A 23,230-nucleotide genomic window follows, 5' to 3' on the forward strand; every position below is an offset into this window, starting at 1 on the left:
TGTACTCCCCCTGCTTATTTTAACAAAACGTAAATGGGAATATATTGCTCCTTGTCACGAAGCTGTAACCTCAAAAATAATTTTACGTATAAAGATGTAAACATACTTTGTCAATCAACCATAGAAATTGAGGGAATCCTACGATGAATGAGGTAATTGCGGTTCAAGCCGATACATGGTATCAGAAAGCGGAGCAACTGGCGGCCCGGTATTTGGCATCCCTTCAGCAGCGGGTAATGGATCACAGTGATCTGCAAGCCCTGACGGCCGATATCCATTTGTGGAAAAAGAGACATGTCCCTCCCCCCTGGCATGCCAGGCTTTCACTTGGCAGCAAGCTCCCTGATGCTCCGGGCTATCACAAGTATATCGGTTGGCTGAACCGAACTGGTAAGCTGGACGATTATCTGGATCGAAGCATCTCCTATATTTATTTGCGCGATCTGGGCAAAGCTCTGGATTCTCCCGACACCCGGGCCCGTATCGAACGAACAACAGCAGATGTGAAAAAATATCTGCTTAAATCCCCCGGTACCCATCATGATCAGCCTGAATTTATGAGTCTGGCCGGGCTGTACCGCTGGGCGCAGAAGGAGGACATTGAGGACGCCGCAATCTGGCTGATCCACAAGCTGAACAGCGTCTCCTCCCATCTTCCTGAGAAAATGGACGCAGAGCATGTCCAGCGAAAATTGATGAAGATCATTCTCGGGGTAGTCCTTCATGCCATAGAAGAGATGGACGACACGCTACCGGCTGACGAGCGCTCCAGACAGCTGGATGAAGCGGTCCGGCTCGGCTACTCCTATGGCCTGACCTATCCTTTTATTGACGATCTCTTGGATTCCGATATTTTGAATACCGCGGAGAAGCAGCAGTATTCGCGTATGATCAGAACCGCATTGCTGACCGGCTCTGTTCCAGAGCCCGGAGAGTGGAGCGGTGAGCACGGGGATTTCATCCATTACGTATATTCGGAGCTTCGGGAAGCTTTTGAATATATTAAGGGCTGCCAGCGGCCCGAAGCCATCCATGTTTTTTTTGAGCAATCCTATGTGTTTTTTCATGCTCAGGAGCTGGATCGCAGCAAGGTGCTCGCGAATTCCGCATACACCAACGAGGAGCTGTACCTCCCTGTAATTTTGAAATCCTCATCCTCCCGGTTAATCGTACGTTCCGTCATTGGCGCTTCCGAGGATGAAGGCTTTGAGCAGCGAACATTCTATTACGGGATCTACAACCAGCTCGCGGATGATTTTGCGGATATGTTCGAGGATATGGAGGCTGGAGCGGTGACGCCTTATACGTATTTTCTAAAATACCGCGGGCTGCGCCCGGACCTGATTAATCCCTATGAGCTATACTGGACAGTTATTTCCTACCTGATCCATGATGTGTACCATTCGGATGCGAAGACCCGCGAGGTCATCCTGGACCGTGCCATTAACGGGTTAAAACGCTGCAAGAAGCGCCTCGGGACAGAAAAGTACAACGAGATCATGAACATCTTTGCCTCGGGAAACCCGGAATTCAACCGGCTCGTCCAGCAAATGGTTCAGCAAGCGGAAGACGTAGACTTTCTTGATAAGCTGCTTCGGGATCAGGTGGTCACCGTCCTAAGAAACAGCCGTACAGAGAAAGAAGGCTTCATCAACACGATCCATACCGTTCGCCAGCAGATTAATCAGCAATTGCAGATTGCCAAAGCCAGCGGAATTTCCGGCGGGATGGCCTCCGCTGCAGAAGCGCTGATCGATGCTGCAAATTACAGCCTTCAGGGCGATGGCAAGCGCCTGAGGCCCATCCTGACCTGGGTTATGGGCGTGAACGAATATGGGCTGCAGGCTTCGGCGATTATGCCGCTGCTGAAATCATTGGAATATATGCATACGGCCTCTTTGATTTTCGATGATCTGCCTTCACAGGATAATGCCTCTACCCGGCGCGGACGGCCGACTCTGCACCAGATCCATAACAGTGCCACTGCAGAGCTAACCGGCCTGTACCTCATTCAAAAAGCGGTTGAAGAGCAATCATCCCTAAGCGGATTCGATCCCGCAGCCGTTCTTGCCTTGATTCGATATTCCTCGCAAAAAGCAGGGGAAATCTGTATGGGGCAGGCGATGGATTTGGATTCCAGAGGAAAAGCGTTAACGCTGGAGCAGCTGAACACGATTTGCTTCTACAAAACAGGGATCGCTTTTGAGGCTTGTCTTGTGATGCCAGCGATTCTCGCTCAGGCCAAGGAATCGGAAATTGCATCTTTAAAGAAATATGCCTATCATGCAGGGATTGCCTTTCAGATTAAGGACGATTTGCTGGACTCGGAAGGCGAAATGAGCCTATTGGGCAAGCCAGTCCGCCAGGATGTTGATAACAACAATTCAACCTTTGTAACTCTGCTCGGCCAGGATGGGGCCCGGAGGGCGATGTGGGATCACTACTGCCTGGCCATGGAGAGCTTGCACGAAATGCCGCGAAGCAGCGTCTTCCTAAAGCATTTATTGAATTATATGATTAGCAGGGATAAATGAGCGAAAACCTCCGAGACCGGAGGTTTTTTCTTTTAGTATGACAATTCATAACATGGCTAGATTCATGAACTTGGCTTTCTCTGAATGTTAATTCTCTCTATATTGCCAACAGTGGCAAGCTTTCTTAGTTCAATGTAATGAAGCCAGGTTTTGAATTGTACTCATCTTCAACCGTCACGCAAAATCAGCTGAACAAACATCCTGTCCGCCTCAGCAAACTCAAAAGACTCCAGCTCCTTTTTCTCCGCCCAGCGGTATTCATCATGGTCGGCTAAAATAATGGTCCCCGCCGCATATCTTGCTCTCCACGCGAACAGCCGGATGTGCAGCTCTCCGTACCAATGATCATTGACGCCGACATAGGCATAAGGCTCAATTTCAATGTTCATTTCCTCTTTAAGCTCCCGGCGGAGGCAATCTTCGCCGGATTCGCCTTCCTCGATCTTTCCGCCTGGAAATTCCCACAGCCCTGCTTGAGATTTCCCTTTTTTTCTCCGTGCTATCAGCAGTTGCCCTAGTTCATTCTCGATGATCGCCGCCGCTACTTGGATCATGACGTCCCTTCACCTCACAGAAATTCTGGAATAATTCAAATCAATACAGCAGTACTACTCATAGTGTCGCTTTTCCGGGCTTTCCATGCAAATTTTCGGGTTTTTGGTTCAAATTTCGGGGGTTCAAAATAAAATATGCCGCCATACCCAAAAGCACACCTCCTCTAATCAGACCAGCTGATCAGCAGAAGGTGTGCCGTAGGGGACTAGAAACACGAAGTCTAAGTCAAACGCCCCGCCGCTCTTGCTCTCATCTTATAGAGCTCTGGCAGCATAACTCCGAAAAGAACGATGACTACGCCGCACCATTGCAGCATCGTCACATGCTCGTGAAGGACGAAGGAGGAGAGCAGGACGGCAACCGGCAGCTCTGCGGCACCTAGTATTCCCGCCATGCCCTCGCCGATATGAGGGACGCCGACCGCAAACAGCACCGGAGGTATGAAGGCTCCAAACAAGCCTAGCAGGAAGCCGAACAGCAGCAGCTGGCTCCACAGCAAGCCATTAAACAAGAAATACGGCGGAAACAGGATGAATACCAGCACCAGTCCGCCTGTGATCATCCAGGCGCTGCGATAGGCCGGGTGAACCGTCGGCATCGCTTTGCCGCTGAATAGAATAAACAGGGTGTAGCTGACAGCAGCTAGCAATCCCAGCGCAATGCCGATCGCGGGGAAATCACCCGTTTTTTGCTCTATAAGGCCAGCCGCGAACAGTGTGCCTCCCAGAAGCAATGCGAGCGTTAACAGCGTAATCCCGTTAGGACGCTGCCGTTTGCTGACAGCTTGAATCAGGACGCTGATCCACGTAAATTGAAACAGCAGCACAATTGCCAGCGAAGCCGGAATATAACGCAGCGACTGATAGTAGAGCAGTCCCGTGATCGCCGTCGGCGTACCGGCCAGCATCAGCAGCAGCCGATGCTTCCAGGACAGCTTGGACGAACGGCCAGCTGAATTCTCCGGCTTTGCAGAACCTGCTGCAGCCCCCTCCGCTGTTCGTCGCGGACTGCCCTGCCCCGGCATGTTACGCCGTTCCTTCCATGCGGTATATATCGCCAGCAGCCAGGCGAGAATGCATCCCGTCAACAGCTGCGTCCCGACCACCTCGCCAAGCTGATATCCTTGACCATAAGCGAGTACAACGATGGTCGATAACACGCCATAGCTGCTCGCTCCAATGAATACAGATAGAAAGTACTTCATTTTCATTTTTTGCACATCCTCCTCACATCGCCGACTGAAATAAATAAGCCCGGAAACGCAAAAAATCCCAGCTCCGAAATAAGAATCCATTAAAGCATTCTCATTCTCGTAGCTAGGAAGTTACGGCTTCCAGTAGAAACCCTCGCTCCGATCTTCCAGCTTATTTAGCGAGGTTATACGAAAATCTATGCGATTGTCACGCTCGTTCCTGGCGCTGCAGCAAACCACAACGAAATAACCAAAACACATCTTACACGACAAGCTCAATACTGTCAATACTTTGAATACATCCCGCACACTCTGATCATCCTTATCGGTAATATAGTATGAATCCAAAAGTTATGAATCCGATAAAAATCCCCCAAGCCGTGCACGGGTTCCAGGAACCTAATGCCTTGCTTGGGGGATTGCAATTGGCTTGCCGGAATAATTCCCTTCATGTATGGCCTAGGCCTAAGGAAACGTTCATTTAGCCTGGACCTGCTGAATCTGAATCAGGTTGGTCGTGCCTGCCTGACCCAGCGGCAAACCAGCAGACAATACAACGGTGTCGCCCGCGTTCACATAGCCTGTCTTCAGCGCAAGCTGAATCGCTGTGTCGAACATTTCGTCCGTGGTCGCTACATGCTCACCCAGGAAGGGAAAGACGCCCGATAACAGGCAGACCGCAGGCAGCACATGAGGATTATAGGTTATCGCGAGGATCGGTGCCTTGGGGCGATACTTGGATACCATCCGGGCCGTAAAGCCGCTCTCGGTCGAGGTGATGACCGCTTTGGCATCAAGCTCCAGCGAGGCGCTTACAGCGCCCTGGCTGATCACTTCCGTAATGTTGGTGGCATGCTGGGCTCTTTTCCGGTTAAATTGCTCCCGATAGTCGATCGTGGCTTCCGCCTGGCGAGCCACCCTGGCCATCGTCTGCACGGACTGAACCGGATATTTTCCCGCCGCCGACTCTCCCGAGAGCATGACTACATCCGCCCCCTGCATTACAGCGTTATAGACGTCACTGACCTCTGCCCGTGTCGGACGCGGATTGACCTGCATCGATTCCAGCATATGTGTCGCAACGATGACCGGTTTGCCGGCCCTATTGCATTTGTCGATCATTTCCTTCTGCATCGCCGGAACGTTCTCCACGGGAACCTCTACGCCGAGATCGCCCCGCGCTACCATAATGCCGTCGGAAGCCTCAATAATATCGTCCAGCTCCAGGACGCCCTCCTCGTTCTCGATCTTGGATATAATCTGCACATGCCCGGCGCCGCGCTCCTCCAGAATCCTCCGCACCTCGCGGATATCATCGCCCTTCCGGACGAAGGATACCGCGATCATCTCGACCTTCTGCTCCAGGCCAAAGCCGATATGACGGATATCCCTTTCCGTCACGCCCGGCAGAGTCGTATGAATTCCGGGAAGGTTCACGCCTTTACGCGGCTTAAGCTGGCCTCCGCTCTTGATGAGGCAGCGAATTTCCGTGCCTGCAGCCTCGATAACGCTCAGCTCGATGAGGCCATCATCGATCAGAATGCGGTCATTCTTCCGTACGACCGAGGGCATCTCCGCGTAATTGACTGAAATTCGGCACGAATCGCCTTCTATTTCCTCGGTTGTCAGAATCAACTCCTCGCCGGCCGTTAAGCGGCAGGACGCTTCCTTCAGCTTGCCGATGCGTACCTCCGGCCCCTTGATATCCATCATAACCGGGATATACGCGTTCAACTCCTTCGCTGCCTCGCGAAGGCGCCGAATCCGGCCTGCATGCTCATCCGGATCCCCATGCGCCATATTCAAGCGGGCCACGGTCATGCCGGCCTGAATCATCTCCTTCAGAGTCTCTGCCGTATCGCAGGCCGGTCCAAGCGTGCAAATGATTTTTGTCCGCAGCATGATCTTCCTCCTTCTTCTGAACTTGCCATATTATATTCATTACCCTAAAACTCGATTTTGGCCGCTAACAGGCTTTAATTTCGCCTCCACACCGGTTCGGAGTGCCGGAACGGCAAGCTCTGCTATGCGCCCGCGCCCTAAATCAAAATGAACTAAACATTAGTATCCCGCCGCGAAGGATTTTCATGAATCGGTCTGTCAATCCCAAAGCCTGAGCTTCCTAAACTTTACGACCAAAGAATGAGAAGGCAGCCCTGCGCAAACAGAACAGTGCATATCCATTAGAACGATGTATACTTTGAAGCAGCCAGAAAAATATTTTTCATAAGAAATGAACTTTTCGCCGGGGTCATGACTCTTATAGGGGAGCGAGGTGAAGCAATGAATGCGGTTCGATATGTAAAGAAAGCAAAAAAGGGGAATAAGGAGGCGCTGCTCCAATTAATTATGGCCGAGAAGGACGACTATTACCGGCTTGCGCTCACCTATATGGGAAATTCGCATGACGCCATGGACGCCATGGAGGAGATGATCGTCAGATTATACGAGAACATCGGCCAGCTTAAGAAAGCGGAATCCTTCTACAGCTGGAGCAGAACGATTCTGGTGAACAGCTGCAAAGCCTTGCTTCGCAAGCGGCAGCAGCTGGTGCTGCTGGATGATGCGGGGGCGGACGGCCGATCTGCAGCGGAGCATGCACCGCCAGGCGATCCTTATCGGTACACCGATCAGCAAATGGATATCCGGCAAATGCTGCTTCATTTGAACGAGCAGCAGCAGGAAGCGATCCAATTGAAATATTGGCATGATCTTGATTACCAGACGATCGCGGAGATGACGAACGTGCCGGTGGGAACTGTGAAATCCCGGATTTTTCAAGGGCTTAAGAAACTGAGAGAGCTCTATGGAGGTGAAGCTGATGAATCACGTTGAGGAACAATTATTGAAGGAAAAGAAGCGCATTGACTCCATAACCGCGCCAGAGGAGATGGAAGCGAGATTAAGGAATGCCCTGAACGGAGCAGCCCGGTCAAGAACCAGATGGATGTCTCCCGTATGGAGAATCGCGGCAGTCGCCTTATTTCTGCTTGTTATCTTCGGTTATCATTACAATGCCTTTGCATACTATGGCAAGAAGCTGCTCGGATTCGACGAGCTAATCAGCGGTACAAGGCTGCAGGAGCTCAATGAGCAGGGCATGGGACAGCCCGTTGGCAAGCAGGCGACCCTGACCGACGGGACGGAGCTTACCATTGACGGCATTATGGCTGATGCGAACCAATTGGTGATGTATTACACCTTAAGGAATCCCAAGGGAATCAAGGAGGACGGCAGCAGATTGTTCTGGCCTTCCAAATTCAGCGGTTTCTTAACGAGCTCTAATCTCGAGAGCAGCGTATCCCTGCCGAATGAGGAGCATACGGAAATTAAAGGAACGATGTTCTTCGAGCCTGTGAGTCCTTTTGCTAAAAAGCTGACCCTGCATTATTACGAAACGGACGCGAATAATCAACTTATTGAACACAGCATTTCCTTTCCCTATGACCCGAACCAGGCCATATTAACTCAGATCAAGTATCCGATTCATAGAAAGATAAAGGTCGACCAAGGAGTATTAAACTTCCAGTCGATCACCGCCACGCCATCGATGACTATGATTAAGGGAACGCTAAACGTGGATAACTTTGACCGGCTTCCCTTAGGATTAAGCGGAATCGAGTTAATCGCCAACGGAGAATCTGTGGAAATGATAGGCAGCGGCCATAGTTCAGCACCGGGAGGCAGAAAATTCGACCTTCGCTACGATGCCTTGCCTAAGCCGCTGGAGTCTCTGGAGCTCGTCATTCAGGAGTTTATCGGCTACAGGCAGCTGGATCAGAGGCTGCCCCTCGCTTCAGCTGGCGAAGAGCCCTTCTTTTTGGCAGATAAAGAGCTATGGGTGAAAAAGGTGGCCGTTACCTCACAAGGCGTGGAAATAATGATCGCCACCGGGGATGACATCCTGCTGGACGGCGTCTCGGTCGAAGCCTTGGGCGAGGCAACCTCTCTAAGAACGACGGTCGGCCAAATTGAAACTGAGCTGGACGACGGAACCGTTCTGAAGGAGCGCACCCTGTTGTTCGATACGCGGGTCAAGCCTGAATATCTGTACATCAAAGGAATGCATTATATAAAAGCATACAATGAAGCTATCGAGATCCCTGTGGATTAACCGCCGCTTTAAACTGCACCTCCAAGACTCAATTTACACCTGACTCTGGAGGTGCAGTTCATTCTGGGCGGTTATGGCTTTGTCTACGGGAAAAGGCTCCGACAGCTGACTTATCCCAGCATCACCTTCTGCCCGCTCTTCGCGCTCTCGATCGCTCCAAGCACCATGGCCATGCTGTGGATATTATCGCGGCTGTCCGTTTCCGCCGGACGGCCCTCCTTCAGGGCCAGGAACATTTCGTCCACTCCCCCCGCATGCCCTGGCCTGCCGTTCCAGCGCATCGGCGCCTCCACGCGCACCGTATCGCGCATGAACTTCGGCTCCGCCGATTCGCCCGCCGATACGACCTCCGCATACGGCGCATGGACACCGTCCCAAATCGCCGTTCCCTTCTCGCCGATGATCCGCCAATCAGCTTCCCAGGACGTAGGAGAGCCTTCCGCACACCAAGAGCCGCGATAGCAGAATACAGACCCGTCCGACATTTCATAAATGCAGACGGCGGAAGCATTCCCCTTGTACCATGAACCTGGAGGATTGAATTCATGGCAGTATACCGACACCGGGTCTGCCCCAATAATGAACCGGGCCTGGTCGAAGGTATGGATCGCCATATCCAGTATCAGCGGACTGTCCATAACATCGCGGAACCCGCCAAAATGCGGACCGAGGAAGAAATCAGCATTGATCATGCCGGTCCTGCCGATCGTGCCGGAGGAAATCAGCTCCCGCAGCGCGCGGATATTAGCATCGTACCGGCGGTTCTGCATGACCGACACCGTTCTGCCCGTGGCATCGGCTGTTGCGATAATCTCCCTGGCCTGCTCCATTGTGGCCGCCATCGGCTTCTCGCCAAAGACATGGCAGCCGTACTTCATCGCGGTTGTGCTGATTTCAAAATGGCTGTCCGGGATCGTCACGTCAATAACCAAATCCGCATTTGTATCCGCGATGGCCTGCTCCAGCCTGGTGTATACGCCGGAATCCAGCCCGTAGGCGTCCCGGATCTTCTCTGCCTGGCTTAAATACACATCGACAAGCCCGACGATAACGGCATCGTCCCGCTTCAGCAGCTCCTGGATCCATACATTCGACATCCCGCCGCAGCCGGCAATCACAATGCGATGCTGCTTATTCATTTTTCACACCACCTATATTCAGCTCGTATACTCTGGAGTCATTTCATTCCCTTGTCGGGCTTATCGGGCATCCGTTGCTAAGCTCAACTTCACGGAGAATGCCTGCGTCATTCATAAGGAGCTTGGTGAATGGATGACCGCCGCAATCCTCCTCCTACACCGGATTCGGCACGAACGCTCCGCCCCGGCACTGCTTCAAGTAATTCAATGCGTGCACCTGGCCGGTCATCTCCAATTCATCGCGATAGACCGGGTCATGCCAGCCCTCGATATCGATCGTCCCTTGATACCCGGCTTGACGCAGAATCGTAATAATATCCGTCCAGTTCGTATCACCGAATCCCGGCGTACGGTGCCAGACGAACTCCTTCGGGCCGTGAATGCCATATTCCTTGACAATATCCCAGGCGATCGTCGCGTCTTTGCCATGAACATGGAAAACCTTATCTGCCCATTTCCGGAGCTGCGGTATCGGGTCGATCAGGCTGACCATTTGGTGGCACGGCTCCCATTCCAGGCCGAGATTGTCGGCGGGAACCTCGTTGAACATCAACTCCCAGGCCTGGGGGTTATGCGCGATGTTCCAGTCGCCCTTCCACCAGGTGCCGCCCATGTCGCAATTCTCGAAGGCGATCCGCACGCCTCGATCGGCTGCACGCTTGGCCAGCTCCCCGAACACTTCCTTGAAACGCGGCAGCGACTCATCGATCGGGCAATCCGTCAGCCGTCCGGTAAAGCCGCTGACGATATCCGCTCCAAACAATTGGGCATGATCGATCGCCCGCTCCCAGCTGGCCAGCGTATCGGCATTATCCCCTTCGCCAGTCAGCGGATTGCCGAACACTCCGATGCTGGAAATGACCACATCATGCTCATCCACGATTTCACGAACCTGCTTGGCGAGCTCCGCCAAATCGATGCCGCCTGTTGTTTGCCAGAAGGTCAGGCTGAAGGACTCAAAGCCATGCGGCAAAATTTGCGGGATAACCCGCACCGCATCCTGCCCGTTAACCAGCGTGCCTATACGTAAATGATGATTGCCGCCTTGCATTTGCCAACCACTCCTATATTGAGTATATTGTGAAGCATAAGCCCATTGTATAGCGCTTGCTTGAATATATCTCTATATAATCTTGTGCTTTTTTGGTTCTAAATTGCGATAGAGGAGCTGCTGCCTGATATGACGCACCCGCTGGAATTGCGTGAGCATACGTATTTGACTGATCCCGCTTATCCATTTAATATATTTCGCCTCCGGATGGAGCTGCTGCTGAAAGGTACTCCTTCGCTCTACATGCACTGGCACGAGCATTTCGAAATACTGCTTATGGTGGAGGGAGAGGCCCTATTCTATATCGATAGCAAGCCCTATGAGGCCCAGGCCGGCGATATCATCATCGTCCCCTCCGGCGCCCTGCATGCAGGCTAGGCCGCCCGGGAGGGACCGCTCGAATACTATGCTGTAGTATTTAACGCTGCGCTGCTTGAGCACAGCAAATCTCCCGATCCCAGGCATACGCTGTATATTTCGCCATACCTGAGTGGAGATTTGCTGTTCCCAATTAAATTAAGTCACCTGGATGCTGAAAACCAGCAGTTCAGGCATATTTTAGAAGAGGTCATACAGGAGTATGAAGCCAAGCAGCCCGGCTACGAATTAATGGTCAGAAGCCGACTGTACATCCTCTTCACGCTGCTATCCCGCCGTTTCCTGCCAGGCGAGCCGCACGGGCGCGCGGCTCTGGCCCGTACGCGAAATGCAGATCGCTTTAAGAAGCTGCTGCTGTATATCGATGTACACTATGCAGAACCGATCACCGTATCCATGGCGGCGGAGATGATGAATCTCAACCCGTATCATTTTTGCAAAGCATTCAAGAAAACGACCGGCTCCACGCTCATTGAATACGTTAATTATATTCGCATCAACGAAGCTGCGAGACTGCTAAGCGGCAGCGGCCTCACGGTGACGGAAATCGCCGAGCGGATCGGCTGCGGCAATCCGAACTATTTCACCAAGCTGTTCAAGCAGTATAAAGGCCTCTCGCCATCCCAGTGGCGGAAAGAGACTGCCGGATTATCAACCCTATGAAAAATTAGAAAAAGAGGGGCCCATCGAAAGTAACTTTACGACGGGTTGACCTTGGTATGAGCAAATACGCTCTCGGCCTTCGGTCGGCCATGATGTGACCAGACACGCTCTCCAAATCCGGACGCTCTTAATGTGACTATACACGCTCTCCAAATCCGGACGCTCTTGATGTAACGAAGCACGCCCCTCCCCCGCTTTACGCCGAGCATCAATCGTGGATTTCTCGTTCTAGCGAACATGGTTCCGCGGACTTCGCGATTTAAATGGATTTATAGTAGCTAGTTTTTGCCGCAAAGCAAGGAAAGCAGATTTTAATGGATTGCATGTCGTTAAAAGAAGGGAGATTGCCTGCAGGGGCGGGGTTTCTTGATTTTAAATGCATGAAATCCATCTACTCCCCTGAAACCTTCGTTTAGAGCATAATTAGATACATGAATTCCATTTACACCTCCGATTGCAAATAATGTGGCCAGACACGCTCTCCAAATCCGGACGCTCTTGATGTGACTATACACGCTCTCCAACCTACGCCGAGCATGAATCATGGGTTTCTCGTTCTAGCGAACATGGTTCCGCGGACTTCGCGATTTAAATGGATTTATAGTAGCTAGTTTTTGCCGCAAAGCAAGGAAAGCAGATTTTAATGGATTGCATGTCGTTAAAAGAAGGTAGATCACCTGCGGGAGCGGGGTTTCTTGATTTTAAATGCATGAAATCCATCTACTCCCCTGAAACCTTCGTTTAGAGCATAATTAGATACATGAATTCCATTTAGTGTTCGATTTCGGCAGCTTTTAATTGAGTTCAATAGGTATGTTCGAGTTCAGTAGGTATGTTCGAGTTCAGTAGGTATGTTCGAGTTCAGTAGGTATGTTCGAGTTCAGTAGGTATGTTCGAGTTCAGTAGGTATGTTCGAGTATAAAACCCGATAGCCTTATATAAGATGAGCCAAAGAATGAGTTGCAGGCAAAGAAAAAATGGATTCCGGTAGAAATGGATTCCACAGAAACGGATTCCCAGAAACGAGTAGCTTTCGAAAAGAAAGGGGCGCCCCTCAGTCATCTAGGATGACTTCTGGGACAACCCCCTACTCCTTTCGCTCCTTAATCAACTCTAGGAACTCTAGTATAATATCTGAAACGGCATCTTCCTCCGACGAGTGAATATACTTGCTTACCCTGAGAATATCCCCTTTATAGAGCTCGATGAGCTTAAGAGTTGATTCTACGTCGTTTTGCCTTGCCTTTTGCAGCAGGTTCAGGAACTCACCATCCGGGACAATTCTTTGATCATCTTTCGCTTCCATTTGTTCACCCCTTGCTGACTCATGTTCAATTCACGGGCAACCTCCTGCTCTGTCTTGTCTTGGATATACAGCTTGAAGATAACCGATCTGCCCGTGTCAGACGGGAGGGCATTGATCAACTGTCTTACGACGATTTTGTTATCAGAAGATGAGGTGAAACTGGTTGTGGCAGGTTCCATTCCGCCAAATGAACACTCCCGCTTCCGCACGACCTTTGCCCGATACTGAATCCGCCAGGCGATCCGATACACTTCTCTGCGATATTGCTCGTACACGGTTTGTTGTTCTTCCAAAGCTACCTCCCCCTTTCAAAATCATCTTCTACCTATAGGGAAAAATGATTATAATTTCTACAACTGTTAAATCAACTTATTTATTGAAATTATAACATTTATTTCTAAATGAATGGTTGTAAATCTCTCCTTTTCTTTTCTCTATATTAGTGAAAGGACATTTAGAAGAAAGGAGAGAGCGGTGATGCAGGTTGCTGATATGGTGACGCTGATTACAAACGTTGGTTTTCCCGTTACCCTGAGCTTTATTCTCATCAAATACTTGCTGCAAACGATGGGCGAGAAGCTGGACAAAATGGATGACACTATCCAACTCTTAACCCAGCAGGTCAAAAGCATTGAGGCGTATACAGAAGCTTCAAAAACTGCGGATCATGCTGACACGAAGGCTAAATGACGAGAAGCTGCAACGGACACGGGATCAGGCTCATCAAGCTGCTGCTCGGGAGGTCATCCTCTCTAAGCATCGCTCCAGCCGGGTTGCTTCCTTTCCTATCATCTTGTTCTTCAACTTCCTATTCTTCATAAAACTTCATAGGATGCGGGATGGTTTGTACCGAAAAAGGGGCATCTGTTTATACAGCTTATGAGCATTAGGATAAAATTATGACTTCGTGAGCTGAAGAGTTCTTGAATGCTGGTTTTTGGGGATCTGTATCCCCCCTGATACGACCTGGTAATCATTAGACGTTAATTTCCAGATTTTGTTTCTGAGACTAAATTCCCGAATCCCGCTAAGACAGATGGCGGCAATAGAGCTGTGATCCCCAAAATTCAAATAAACAAGGCTTATAGTCCCCAATCTGACAAGGATATGAAATTGATCTGTTCCGGCCGTCTGGCCAAAATCAAAATAAAGGCTCCCACAGCAAGCAGGCCGCAGATTCGTATCGGAATCTGCGGCCTGCTTCGCGTCTACGTATGCTAGACTGTTTGCACCTGCTAATCTGCCTGCGCCTGCTAGTGTATCTGCTCATGCTAGCCTGCCTACATCTACTGGTATATCTGCTCCTGTTGGTGTGTCTGCACCTGCTGGTATGCCTACACCTACTAGTGTACCTGCACCTGCTTGTATACCTGCTCCTGCAGGTCTGACTGCAGTTGCTGGTGGGCCTACACCTACTGGTATACTTGCTCCTGCTGGTATTTCTGCGCCGCTAATCTGCCCTGCGTGCTACTTGATCTACCTGTATCTGCTAACCTGTCTTCACCCGGATCGCTGAGCTTTGCAGCGATGTTTATCAAAGAGCCGCCTCAGTCACCTGCTTCAACAGCTCTGCGGTAGCTGTCCGCACATTCTCCGCCTGGGTCACCGCGGAGATAACGGCAACGCCGTCCGCGCCCGCGCGCACCACCTCGCCGGCGCGCTCTGCCGTAATTCCCCCGATGCCGACGATCGGCAGCCTAATCCCTTGGGACCGCATCTCCTCGATTACCCGCATCCCCTGTACCGGACGCGCATCCTCCTTGGAGATCGTCGGGTAAATCGGGCCCACGCCGATGTAGTCGGCGCCATGCAAGAGCGCAGTCCGCGCCTCCTTCACCGTATGCGCGGACACGCCAAGGATGCGGTTGCCAATCCGGGCGCGAACAGCACCCGCTGACTCATCGTCCTGCCCGACGTGAATGCCGTCCGCTCCGATACGGGCGGCCAGCTCCACATCGTCGTTGACGATGAACGGCACTCCGGCGCGGCGGCAGGCCGCTTGCAGCTCCAAAGCAAGCGCCAGCTTGGCCTCCCCGGTCAGTGCGCCCGGACCCTTCTCGCGGAACTGGATCATCGTGGCGCCTCCGTTCAACGCTTCCTCCACGACACGCAGCGGACTCTCCCGGCAGTTCACGCTGCCGACAACCAGGTACATCCGCAAGTATCGCCGCATTTGCTCGGGCGAGATGCTGCCGCCGCTCATCGCTGCTGCTCCCTTCTACGGCGGTAAGCCCAGTGGTTCGTCGGGCCATGCCCCTGTCCCAGCTCCAGGCTGTCCTCGATCGCCGCCTGGATATAATCGCGGGCCGTCTGCACCGCCTCCAGTACCGGCAGCCCCTTCGCCAGTCCGGCAGCGATTGCGGCGGAATAAGTGCAGCCTGTGCCATGCGTATGCACGGTTTGAATCCGCCGGCCCTCCAGCTCTATGAATGAAGCCCCGTCATAGAGCAGGTCGATCACCTGCTCGCCGCCTTCATCATGCCCGCCCTTGATCACGGCGACGGCAGGGCCGAAAGCGCAAATGCGCTTGGCCGCCTCCCGGCGATCCTCCATCGAGCGGATGCTCATGCCGGACAATGCCTCAGCCTCCGGAATGTTCGGCGTAACGATCAGCGCCAGCGGCAGAAGCTTCTGCTTCATTGCCCGCACAGCCTCCGGCAGCAGCAATTCCGCTCCGCCCTTGGCGATCATCACCGGGTCGACGACAACATTGCGCCAGCCGTGTTCTCGAATGCAGCCAGCCACCGCCTCAATCATATCGGCGCTGAACAGCATTCCCGTCTTCAGGGCATCGACGCCCAGATCGGTGCTTACCGCATCGATTTGCTGCGCGGCGGCCTCCGGCGGAAGCGGATATACACCCTGAACGCCCAGCGTATTCTGCACTGTAATCGCCGTAATGGCCGACATGCCAAAAACATCCAGCTCCTGGAACGTCTTGAGGTCGGCCTGGATTCCTGCTCCGCCGCCGCTGTCCGAGCCCGCAATCGTAAGCGCTCTGGCTATGCTCATATCCACGCCTCCCCAGTGGCCGAGGCCTGATATTCGCGAACCGCAGCATACCCCTTCAACGAATGCGGATGCAGCTTGGCCAGCTCGTCGAGGAAGGCGGTTTGGAAGCTGCCGGGACCGATGCCGGACGTTCGCTCGGCCGCCCGGGAGGCAGCCGCGCCATAGAAGGCCAGCCCGGCTGTGCCCGCCAGCAGCAGATCCTTCTCCACCGCGGCGAAGGCGCCCAGCACCGATGTCAGCAGGCAGCCCGTTCCCGTCACCTGGGTCAGCAGCGCATCCCCGCCGCTGATCACTCGGCATAAGCTGCCGTCCGTAATGACATCCTCCTGGCCCGTAATCGCTACAACTGCGTTCAGCTTCCGGGCTGCCCGCAGCCCCAGCTGGGCGTTCTCGTTATCGGCTCCGGCCCCGGCATCCACGCCCTTGATCTCGCGGGTCTCGCCAATAAGATTGGCAATCTCCGCTGCATTTCCCCGCACGAGGGAGACCCTCACCTCGCGGAGAATCCGCAGCGCCGATTCCGTGCGGAACGGCGTGGCTCCAGCTCCGACCGGATCCAGCAGCACTGGAACGCCATGCTCGTTCGCAGATTTTCCCGCGATGATCATCGCCTTGACCTGCTCCGCCGTTAGAGTGCCGATGTTCAGTACAAGCGCTCCGGCGATTTTGGCCATATCGGCAACCTCCTCTGGAGCGTAGGCCATAACGGGCGATGCCCCGAGGGCGTACAGCCCGTTTGCGGTAATATTGGTGACCACCACGTTGGTCATATTATGAATGAGCGGCTTGGTTCTCTGAACCTTCGTAAGAAGTGCTGAAATCTCGTTTTCCAGTGTACTCATTATGATCTGCCTCACTTCTTTATGAATAAATGATAGAATAGCTGCCTTCGAACTCTGCTTCGATCTCTGCCTTAGAGGGCGTATTCCGCCGTATTCATCGGAGCCGGCCAATCCTGAACGTTATAGGCCATATCCCAGAACATGTACTCGAGCTGGCAGCTCAGCAGATAGTGCTCGGTCATTTTTTTACGCTCAAGCTCGGTCGTAGTCTCTGCCCACTTGTCTAGACGCTCGCAGAATTTAGCCGTCGTATTCGTCCGCGTTGCATAGAAATGGATCCATTCATAGAATGGATGAGCCTCGGTCGGGCGAACCTCCTTCATCAGCTTCTCGCCGATCTCCAGATAAGTCCACGGACACGGCAGCAGCACAGCCATAATTTCGGCCAGGCTTCCTTCGTGCGCTACGGTCAGCATGTGGCGGATATAATGATGTGCCCCCGGGGCCAGTGCATAGCCCTGCATCTGTTCATAAGTCACTCCGGCAACTGCACAGAAATTATTATGCGGATGAACTTCGCTATTCAGGATAAAAGAGATTTGCTGATTGAACATTTCGATTTCTTCCCGGGTAGAGCATTTGGATATGGCAATGCCGTAAATCCGCATAAACGCCGTTAAATATTCATGGTCCTGCTTGACGTAATGAACCAGCTGCTCTTTCTTTAAATCTCCGTTAGCGATTCCTCTCACAAAAGGGTGTTCAAAAATAGCTTGAAAAATACCGTCCGCCTTCTGACGGAGCTCCTGTGTAAAACTCATCGTTCTCCACCTCCGGATATAATGTGAACATGATCAGGAAGCCATTAGGGATGACGCCGCACATTCACCATTCGGATATTCCAGGACGATTCTGGACTCTTCACAGACCATTCATGGACTATTCATATACTATCCGGACAGGCCCTTTGCTCCGGCAAATTATCCGGGAATATAAAAAAAGGCCGCTCCGAGGTGGAGCGGCCTTATCAGAGTCACCTTAACACGGTCAGCATGCAAACCATCCGTGCAAGCACTTTGAATTTCCGACTCCACTTTCCTACGCTAGTACGAACTAGATCAGGTTCAAAGGGTCCAAGATACCTCTCTTGTCTCAGCCGCTGACGGCTCCCCTAGTGGACTTCCTATTCATAATCACTATTACTGTATCTGTCTTTACAAGTGTTGTCAAATTTTTGGTATTTCAAATTATTTGCCGCAGCATTTTTTGTACTTGAATCCGCTGTTGCATGGGCATGGCTCGTTACGGCCGATTTTAGTGACGGATACCTGGCTTTTGCTCAACGGACTTAGCTGGCGATGCGCAGATCTCAGCTCTACGTTGCCGGCAATCCGGTTCATTTCGAACGGAGTATGGCCCCTGTAAATCCATAGTCTCGTATGATTGTAGACATCGTTCATCAGCGCCACAACGATATCCGCCTGCTCCATGCTCTGAAATTTCAATCCTCTTCTCTCAAATTCATGAATGAGGTCGCCCGGCGCCGCCTGCATCGTACAAGCGAGCTGGATGTCATCGATAAGGTACTCGACCATTTCCGCGTCCCGGCAGATTTCCTTCTGAATATATGCTCTCAGCTTTGTCAGCTGTGGCGTCATCTCGAAATAGTCATCATCGGCGTATTTCAGCAGGTCCTCGCGCTTCGGAACGTATTGCGGCTTATCGTTGATTTGCGACAGCAGCTCCTCCAGCTCTTCCCGCGATTCCTCGGCAGACAAATAGCCATCCACGATATAACCGCCGGCCATAGTATAATTCTGCTCTCTGCTCGCCAGCATTTCGAACAGCTCCTTGAACCGTTCCTGCTCGAGCGGCTCGCTGTTCTGCCCGTTATAAATTTCAATGAACTTGTCCGGCTCGATCACGCCATACAAGTGCGTCATAGCTAATATATATTCATGAACGAGCTGAATGCCCGTCCGCTTGTTATGAAAATCTGCATGATCCAGCTGAGCGTAAGCATCGCGAATCTCATCCGGCATGACGATGTAAAGCTGGCCCTCGCTGAAGTAAGTAAACACAAGCCCATGGTTCATCAAATACCAGTAGTGCTCGATCAGAATCAGATTGTTCTGCAGAACAGGCTGACGAAGAAGCGACTCGAATAATTGCCACTCCAGTGCATCCGTAATCAGCAGAGCGGATTGCAAATGCTCCGCATCGGTCATGTAGGCCGTCAGCGCTTCTATTAATTCCTGCTTTTTCATCTTGGAACGTCCAGGCAAATTGCATGCGGAAGCAAGCGAAGATAAACGAACCTTCGTCAAGTCTTGAAGAATGTCAGGTAGGCTTGTCGTAACATCCCCGATAATCGCATGCTGGATATTCATTTGTTCAAGCATTTCATTGTAATCTTCCAAGTTCAGTTCTCCTCTTTCAATTCCTTGTTTCCTTTGTACTTCCCTTTGGATCGCATGATCATTTTAGCACCGGATATTACCCCAATTTCGGGCTCAACTACATATACTACCACACAAATGGCCTGTAGGAGAGAGTTTCTCCGCAAATTTCATAAATTTCATATAGCAGAGTGATTCTTTGGTGCCTTTAGTACGCCTTTAATGATAAAATCTATCTATATGAAAATAAAAAAATAATAGGCGGTGCGCACCATGAACATGCTCGATACACTCATTGCAGCAGTTCCCTACATCAAGCAATTGTTACAGCAAGACACTATGATCGGGATTACCGATCGGGACAAATTTCTATTCTATGAACCTTCGGCAAGCATCGACCTTGGCCTTAAGCCCGGAGACCCGATCCCTGCTTCAGACGAAAATCTCCGCAAGGCGCTAAGCGGCCATTACTCCAGCCTGTTGATCCCGGAGCATATTTACGGCGTGCCGATCAACGCTGCCGCTATCCCTGTCAAGGATGAGACAGGAGAAGTCATCGGAGCTATCGCTACGGCACAATCGCTGGAGAATCAGCAGGAGCTGGAGGCCAAAATGCACAGCTTTGACCAGATCACAAATCGCCTCGTAGATATGGTTCAGACCGTAGCAGCCCATTCGGAGGAGCTGTCGGCTACCAGCGAGAATATTCTGGCCAATACGAAACACGCCGTAGACAACTCTGCGAACATTAATAAAACGATCGAATTCATTCAAGAAATCTCTAACCAGACGAATCTGCTTGGCCTTAACGCGGCGATTGAAGCTGCTAGAGTCGGCGAACTCGGGGCCGGGTTCGGTGTCGTAGCGAAAGAGGTACGCAAGCTGTCAGAGCATACGAAGGAAGCTACGGCAGCTATAGCAGAGACACTAACCAGCGTGCAGCAGTCGATCCGTCAGCTGGAGTCTGATTTTGCCCAAATCGTTCAATCCTCCCAAGAGCAAGCTGTTCTGGTAACCGATTTCATGGAGACCATCGAGCTGCTGAACGAGACGAACAAGCAGATGAACGCCTTCGCGGAGAAATTGCTGCATCAATCCACCTAAAAATTGTAGCATCCTGAAGTTCTACCAGACTAGGCCTAGACAGTACGATATAGCGTTAGGCCCTTGACTTTGGTCAGGGCTTGGTCAGGGCTTCAGGATGTTTTCCAGAATACATTTTCTCCATTTGGAGCACATTCGCTCATCCTGAATTCCAGCCTACGCAACCATCTACATAACCCATATGGAGCCTACATATACCCTTCCAAAATATGGACTTGAAGGATTGTTTAGTATCCGCTATTGTCAATTGTTGATCAGGTATTCTGTGAAGCGTAAAACATTTTAATATGCAGAGGTGATATGAACTTGGAAAAAGACAAAAAGATCAAAGAACTGGAGGCAGAGTTAAGAAGGCTAACCGAAAAATTAACTGAGCTAAAAAGCGATCAAAGTTCTGCGCCGGAGGCCTCGGGCCCGCCTCCATCGGAGAAGGAGGCTATTCACGAGCCTGCTCTTGAACCGCCGCTCGGCGCACAGCAGCAAGGGCAGCAATCCGGGCCTCCGCCGTGGAATCCTCAGGGTGGGCCAGGGCAAGAGCATTACCCTCACCAAGAGCTGCCGCAGCAGCAGGAGCTGCACCATGGCGGGCAAAACCCTGAGCAGTACAGCCAGCAGTTTAATCCGCAGGGATACTTCCATGGCCAGAGCTCGTTCCAGGATGCTCAACCCCAAAGTCAGACTCATCCGGGAGCGCCGGCTTGGAATCCACAAGCCCATGCGGGACAGCACCAGCAACACGATGCCAACACCGGAGCTCAACAGCAGAACCAGGCTTATCCGGGAGCGCCGGCTTGGAATCCACAAGCCCATGCGGGACAGCACCAGCAACACGATGCCAACACCGGAGCTCAACAGCAGAACCAGACTCATCCGGGAGCGCCGGCTTGGAATCCACAAGCCCAAGCGGGGCAGCACCAGCAACACGATGCCAACACCGGAGCTCAACAGCAGAACCAGACTTATCCGGGAGCGCCGGCTTGGAATCCACAAGCCCAACCGGGACAGTACCAGCAACACGATGCCAACACCGGAGCTCAACCGCAGAACCAGGCTCATCCGGGAGCGCCGGCTTGGAATCGACAAGCCCAAGCGGGGCAATACCAGCAATACGAAGCCAACACGGGGGCTCAACCGCAGAACCAGACTCATCCGGGAGCGCCGGCTTGGAATCGACAAGCCCAAGCGGGGCAGCATCTGCCGCAACAGGAGCAGCAGTACCCAGGTTCCAGTCCTGACGGACGGCACATGAACTATTCGCATGACCAACAGCACTACCAACATGCCCAGCCTCTACAGCAGGAACGCTCCACAGAGGCCGCTTATCAGGGGCAGCAGCCGGCATACGGGCAATTCCCCAATATGCAGCAGCCGGCAAATGCACCGCGCACTTCTTCTAAAGATTGGGAATATGCCATCTCTAGGGTATGGCTGCCGCGGGTGTTCATCGTCGTTCTATTGCTTGGTGTATTATGGCTGTTTATGGCAGCCGTGAACGCCGGATATTTAAGCGAGCCGGTCCGCTGCCTGCTTGGAGCCGTTCTGGCCGCAGCTATGTACTGGTTCGGAGACAGACAGGTTCGCCAGGAGCGCGAAGCTTTGGGGCAGGTCGTTCTCGGCGGCGCGAACGCCGTATTGGTACTCACTCTTTTTGCCGCGCACATGCTTTATGACTTGATCCCGCTTGGCATCGCTTTTGTCCTGTACATAATGTCCATCGCCTTTGGCGTATTTATAGCGGTTCATCACCGTTCTCAAACGCTGGTCATTATAGCCTTGCTGTCGGGCTATCTGATACCGTTTCTGGCTAAGTCCCCGGCTAATCCGTGGATGTTTATCCTGTATACGGCTGTTTTCTCCATCGCGATGATGCTTGTATCGGTCCGTTTTGATTTCCGGGCAGCCTATATCGTTGCAATTACCGTCCTGCATGTACCGCTCTTGATCTTGTATGCGCAAGGATACTACGATAACAGCAAGCATCTGTTCCTGATCGCCATACTTCTGCAGCATTTTGTACTGTACGGGATTACGGCGGCACATCGATACCGCCACAAGCTGGATCAGATGATTTTGCTGCCGATCAGTTTTTTCCTTCTCTCTTTATGGATGATAGGACTTTATGGCAGTGATGAAGGCTATACCTTTAGTATTCTGACGGCATTATTGTCCATTCTGTATAGCGTTACCGCCGTGGTGTCTCTAAAGCACAAGCAAATGTCGCAGCTGTTCGCCTCCATCGCTACGTACGGCTGGGTCGTATTCATCGTCGACAGTGTAGGCCGCGACTACAAGGCCAGCGTGCTGCTAATCTTAGGCATGCTGTCCTTTATCCTTGGCATTAAGCTAAGAAGCTTGCTGCAGCAAATCGTCGGCTTGACGCTGTATTTGTTCAGCGCCTTGCTGATCTTCTTCAATTTCATGCCTGAATTTTTCTCTCCGGAGACGCTGGCCTGGTTCCTGCTGGTAGCCAGCATGCCGATTCCGTATTTTGTGGCAAGAAAGCAGCAGGAGCCAGCCTGGGTGCTCTCCCTGTGGAATGTCTTCAACTGGGTAGAGGCTGCGCTAGGCCTTATTTTCCTGACTCAGATCGCCTATGTTCTGACTAAAGCCTTCAGCAATGATATTATGCATTTGAGCATGTCTGGCGTATGGATCCTGTACTCGGCTGCCTTGATTGTCTTTGGACTGAACACAAATCGATCCCGTGTCCGGCTGGCGGGCGTGATTTTCTTGTTCGTGATTTTGCTCAAGGTCATCATCATTGATCTGCCTTGGGTGTCGATTGCCGTACGAGCGGTTCTCTTCATCGCCCTGGGACTCGCAGGAATAGCTACCTCGAGATTGCTTTATAAGAAAAAGCAGGAGGGGGATCAGCCAATGTCCCCGGATGCATAAAGAGTTTTAGCAGATCCACACCTCTTCACGTTTACATCACCGACACAAGCTAAGAAACCGTCCTTCAGGCGGTTTCTTTGTTATTTCGGCGGGATCGGCCCGGCAT

Annotated in this window: 19 protein-coding genes and 2 riboswitches; of the genes, 8 read left to right on the forward strand and 11 right to left on the reverse strand. The window is 52.0% G+C overall.

Annotation, left to right across the window (positions count from 1 at the left end; translation table 11 throughout):
- The first annotated feature begins 143 nt into the window (after positions 1-143).
- On the forward strand, positions 144-2,534 hold the full coding sequence (locus BN2762_RS23805) for a polyprenyl synthetase family protein (protein ID WP_055109295.1): 2,391 nt from the start codon (positions 144-146) through the stop codon (positions 2,532-2,534).
- Positions 2,535-2,701: 167 nt separating this feature from the next.
- Here the strand turns inward: BN2762_RS23805 and BN2762_RS23810 are convergent, their stop codons facing one another.
- From BN2762_RS23810 to pyk, 3 genes are all read right to left on the reverse strand, one after another.
- Entirely contained in the window at positions 2,702-3,088 is a 387-nt protein-coding gene (locus BN2762_RS23810) for a (deoxy)nucleoside triphosphate pyrophosphohydrolase (RefSeq protein WP_055109296.1), read from the reverse strand.
- A 221-nt stretch (positions 3,089-3,309) separates the two neighbouring features.
- The gene (locus BN2762_RS23815) at positions 3,310-4,293 is read right to left on the reverse strand and encodes an EamA family transporter (RefSeq protein ID WP_392391606.1); all 984 of its coding nucleotides are present in this window, start codon (positions 4,291-4,293) and stop codon (positions 3,310-3,312) included.
- 89 nt (positions 4,294-4,382) lie between these two features.
- Positions 4,383-4,494: riboswitch (purine riboswitch) on the reverse strand.
- Positions 4,495-4,758: 264 nt separating this feature from the next.
- A complete protein-coding gene (gene pyk / locus BN2762_RS23820; protein ID WP_055109297.1) occupies positions 4,759-6,183 on the reverse strand; it encodes a pyruvate kinase in 1,425 nt (474 codons plus the stop codon).
- A gap of 381 nt (positions 6,184-6,564) precedes the next feature.
- Here pyk and BN2762_RS23825 point away from each other — a divergent pair, with 381 nt between their 5' ends.
- Together BN2762_RS23825 and BN2762_RS23830 are read left to right on the forward strand one after the other, a co-directional pair.
- Positions 6,565-7,116 (forward strand): sigma-70 family RNA polymerase sigma factor, encoded by a 552-nt coding sequence (locus BN2762_RS23825; protein WP_055109298.1) that lies wholly within the window; start codon positions 6,565-6,567, stop codon positions 7,114-7,116.
- Positions 7,103-8,395, forward strand: a complete 1,293-nt coding sequence (locus BN2762_RS23830) for a DUF4179 domain-containing protein (RefSeq protein WP_055109299.1) — start codon at positions 7,103-7,105, stop codon at positions 8,393-8,395. The genes BN2762_RS23825 and BN2762_RS23830 overlap by 14 nt, the downstream gene beginning before the upstream one ends.
- A 110-nt stretch (positions 8,396-8,505) precedes the next feature.
- Here BN2762_RS23830 and BN2762_RS23835 read toward each other — a convergent pair whose 3' ends face one another.
- Positions 8,506-9,534 carry a Gfo/Idh/MocA family protein gene (locus BN2762_RS23835; RefSeq protein WP_055109300.1) on the reverse strand — a complete coding sequence of 343 codons (1,029 nt, stop codon included), beginning with the start codon at positions 9,532-9,534 and terminating at the stop codon, positions 8,506-8,508.
- Between the two features lie 154 nt (positions 9,535-9,688).
- Complete coding sequence (locus tag BN2762_RS23840) at positions 9,689-10,585, reverse strand: sugar phosphate isomerase/epimerase family protein (protein WP_055109301.1); 897 nt, start codon at positions 10,583-10,585, stop codon at positions 9,689-9,691.
- 129 nt (positions 10,586-10,714) lie between these two features.
- Between BN2762_RS23840 and BN2762_RS27925 the strand changes: the two genes are divergently transcribed.
- The gene (locus tag BN2762_RS27925) at positions 10,715-10,963 is read left to right on the forward strand and encodes a cupin domain-containing protein (RefSeq protein WP_230202585.1); all 249 of its coding nucleotides are present in this window, start codon (positions 10,715-10,717) and stop codon (positions 10,961-10,963) included.
- A gap of 120 nt (positions 10,964-11,083) precedes the next feature.
- Positions 11,084-11,626, forward strand: a complete 543-nt coding sequence (locus BN2762_RS27930; protein ID WP_230202586.1) for a helix-turn-helix transcriptional regulator — start codon at positions 11,084-11,086, stop codon at positions 11,624-11,626.
- 1,257 nt (positions 11,627-12,883) lie between these two features.
- On the opposite strand, the gene BN2762_RS23855 is transcribed toward BN2762_RS27930, so the two are convergent.
- A complete protein-coding gene (locus BN2762_RS23855; protein WP_055109303.1) occupies positions 12,884-13,225 on the reverse strand; it encodes a DUF1492 domain-containing protein in 342 nt (113 codons plus the stop codon).
- A 184-nt stretch (positions 13,226-13,409) separates the two neighbouring features.
- Here BN2762_RS23855 and BN2762_RS23860 point away from each other — a divergent pair, with 184 nt between their 5' ends.
- Positions 13,410-13,622 (forward strand): hypothetical protein, encoded by a 213-nt coding sequence (locus tag BN2762_RS23860; RefSeq protein WP_055109304.1) that lies wholly within the window; start codon positions 13,410-13,412, stop codon positions 13,620-13,622.
- Positions 13,623-14,466: 844 nt separating this feature from the next.
- On the opposite strand, the gene thiE is transcribed toward BN2762_RS23860, so the two are convergent.
- The 5 genes from thiE to BN2762_RS26610 all read right to left on the reverse strand — a co-directional run bounded on the left by thiE (position 14,467) and on the right by BN2762_RS26610 (position 19,146).
- Positions 14,467-15,105: a thiamine phosphate synthase gene (thiE, locus tag BN2762_RS23865; protein WP_392391587.1), complete on the reverse strand. Its 639-nt coding sequence runs from the start codon at positions 15,103-15,105 to the stop codon at positions 14,467-14,469.
- Between the two features lie 26 nt (positions 15,106-15,131).
- Positions 15,132-15,944, reverse strand: coding sequence for a bifunctional hydroxymethylpyrimidine kinase/phosphomethylpyrimidine kinase (gene thiD / locus BN2762_RS23870; RefSeq protein ID WP_055109306.1), 813 nt, complete (start codon positions 15,942-15,944; stop codon positions 15,132-15,134).
- Positions 15,941-16,786 (reverse strand): hydroxyethylthiazole kinase, encoded by an 846-nt coding sequence (gene thiM, locus BN2762_RS23875; protein ID WP_148500001.1) that lies wholly within the window; start codon positions 16,784-16,786, stop codon positions 15,941-15,943. The genes thiD and thiM overlap by 4 nt, the downstream gene beginning before the upstream one ends.
- A 71-nt stretch (positions 16,787-16,857) precedes the next feature.
- Positions 16,858-17,547, reverse strand: coding sequence for a thiaminase II (gene tenA / locus BN2762_RS23880; RefSeq protein ID WP_055109307.1), 690 nt, complete (start codon positions 17,545-17,547; stop codon positions 16,858-16,860).
- Between the two features lie 257 nt (positions 17,548-17,804).
- Positions 17,805-17,909: riboswitch (TPP riboswitch) on the reverse strand.
- A 64-nt stretch (positions 17,910-17,973) separates the two neighbouring features.
- Positions 17,974-19,146, reverse strand: a complete 1,173-nt coding sequence (locus BN2762_RS26610; protein ID WP_055109308.1) for a Rho termination factor N-terminal domain-containing protein — start codon at positions 19,144-19,146, stop codon at positions 17,974-17,976.
- A gap of 252 nt (positions 19,147-19,398) precedes the next feature.
- Between BN2762_RS26610 and BN2762_RS28230 the strand changes: the two genes are divergently transcribed.
- Together BN2762_RS28230 and BN2762_RS23895 are read left to right on the forward strand one after the other, a co-directional pair.
- Entirely contained in the window at positions 19,399-20,229 is an 831-nt protein-coding gene (locus BN2762_RS28230) for a methyl-accepting chemotaxis protein (protein WP_055109309.1), read from the forward strand.
- A 306-nt stretch (positions 20,230-20,535) separates the two neighbouring features.
- Positions 20,536-23,124 (forward strand): DUF2339 domain-containing protein, encoded by a 2,589-nt coding sequence (locus BN2762_RS23895; protein WP_055109310.1) that lies wholly within the window; start codon positions 20,536-20,538, stop codon positions 23,122-23,124.
- Positions 23,125-23,230 lie beyond the last annotated feature (106 nt).

The organism is Paenibacillus ihumii, from assembly GCF_001403875.1.
GTDB lineage: Bacteria > Bacillota > Bacilli > Paenibacillales > Paenibacillaceae > Fontibacillus > Fontibacillus ihumii.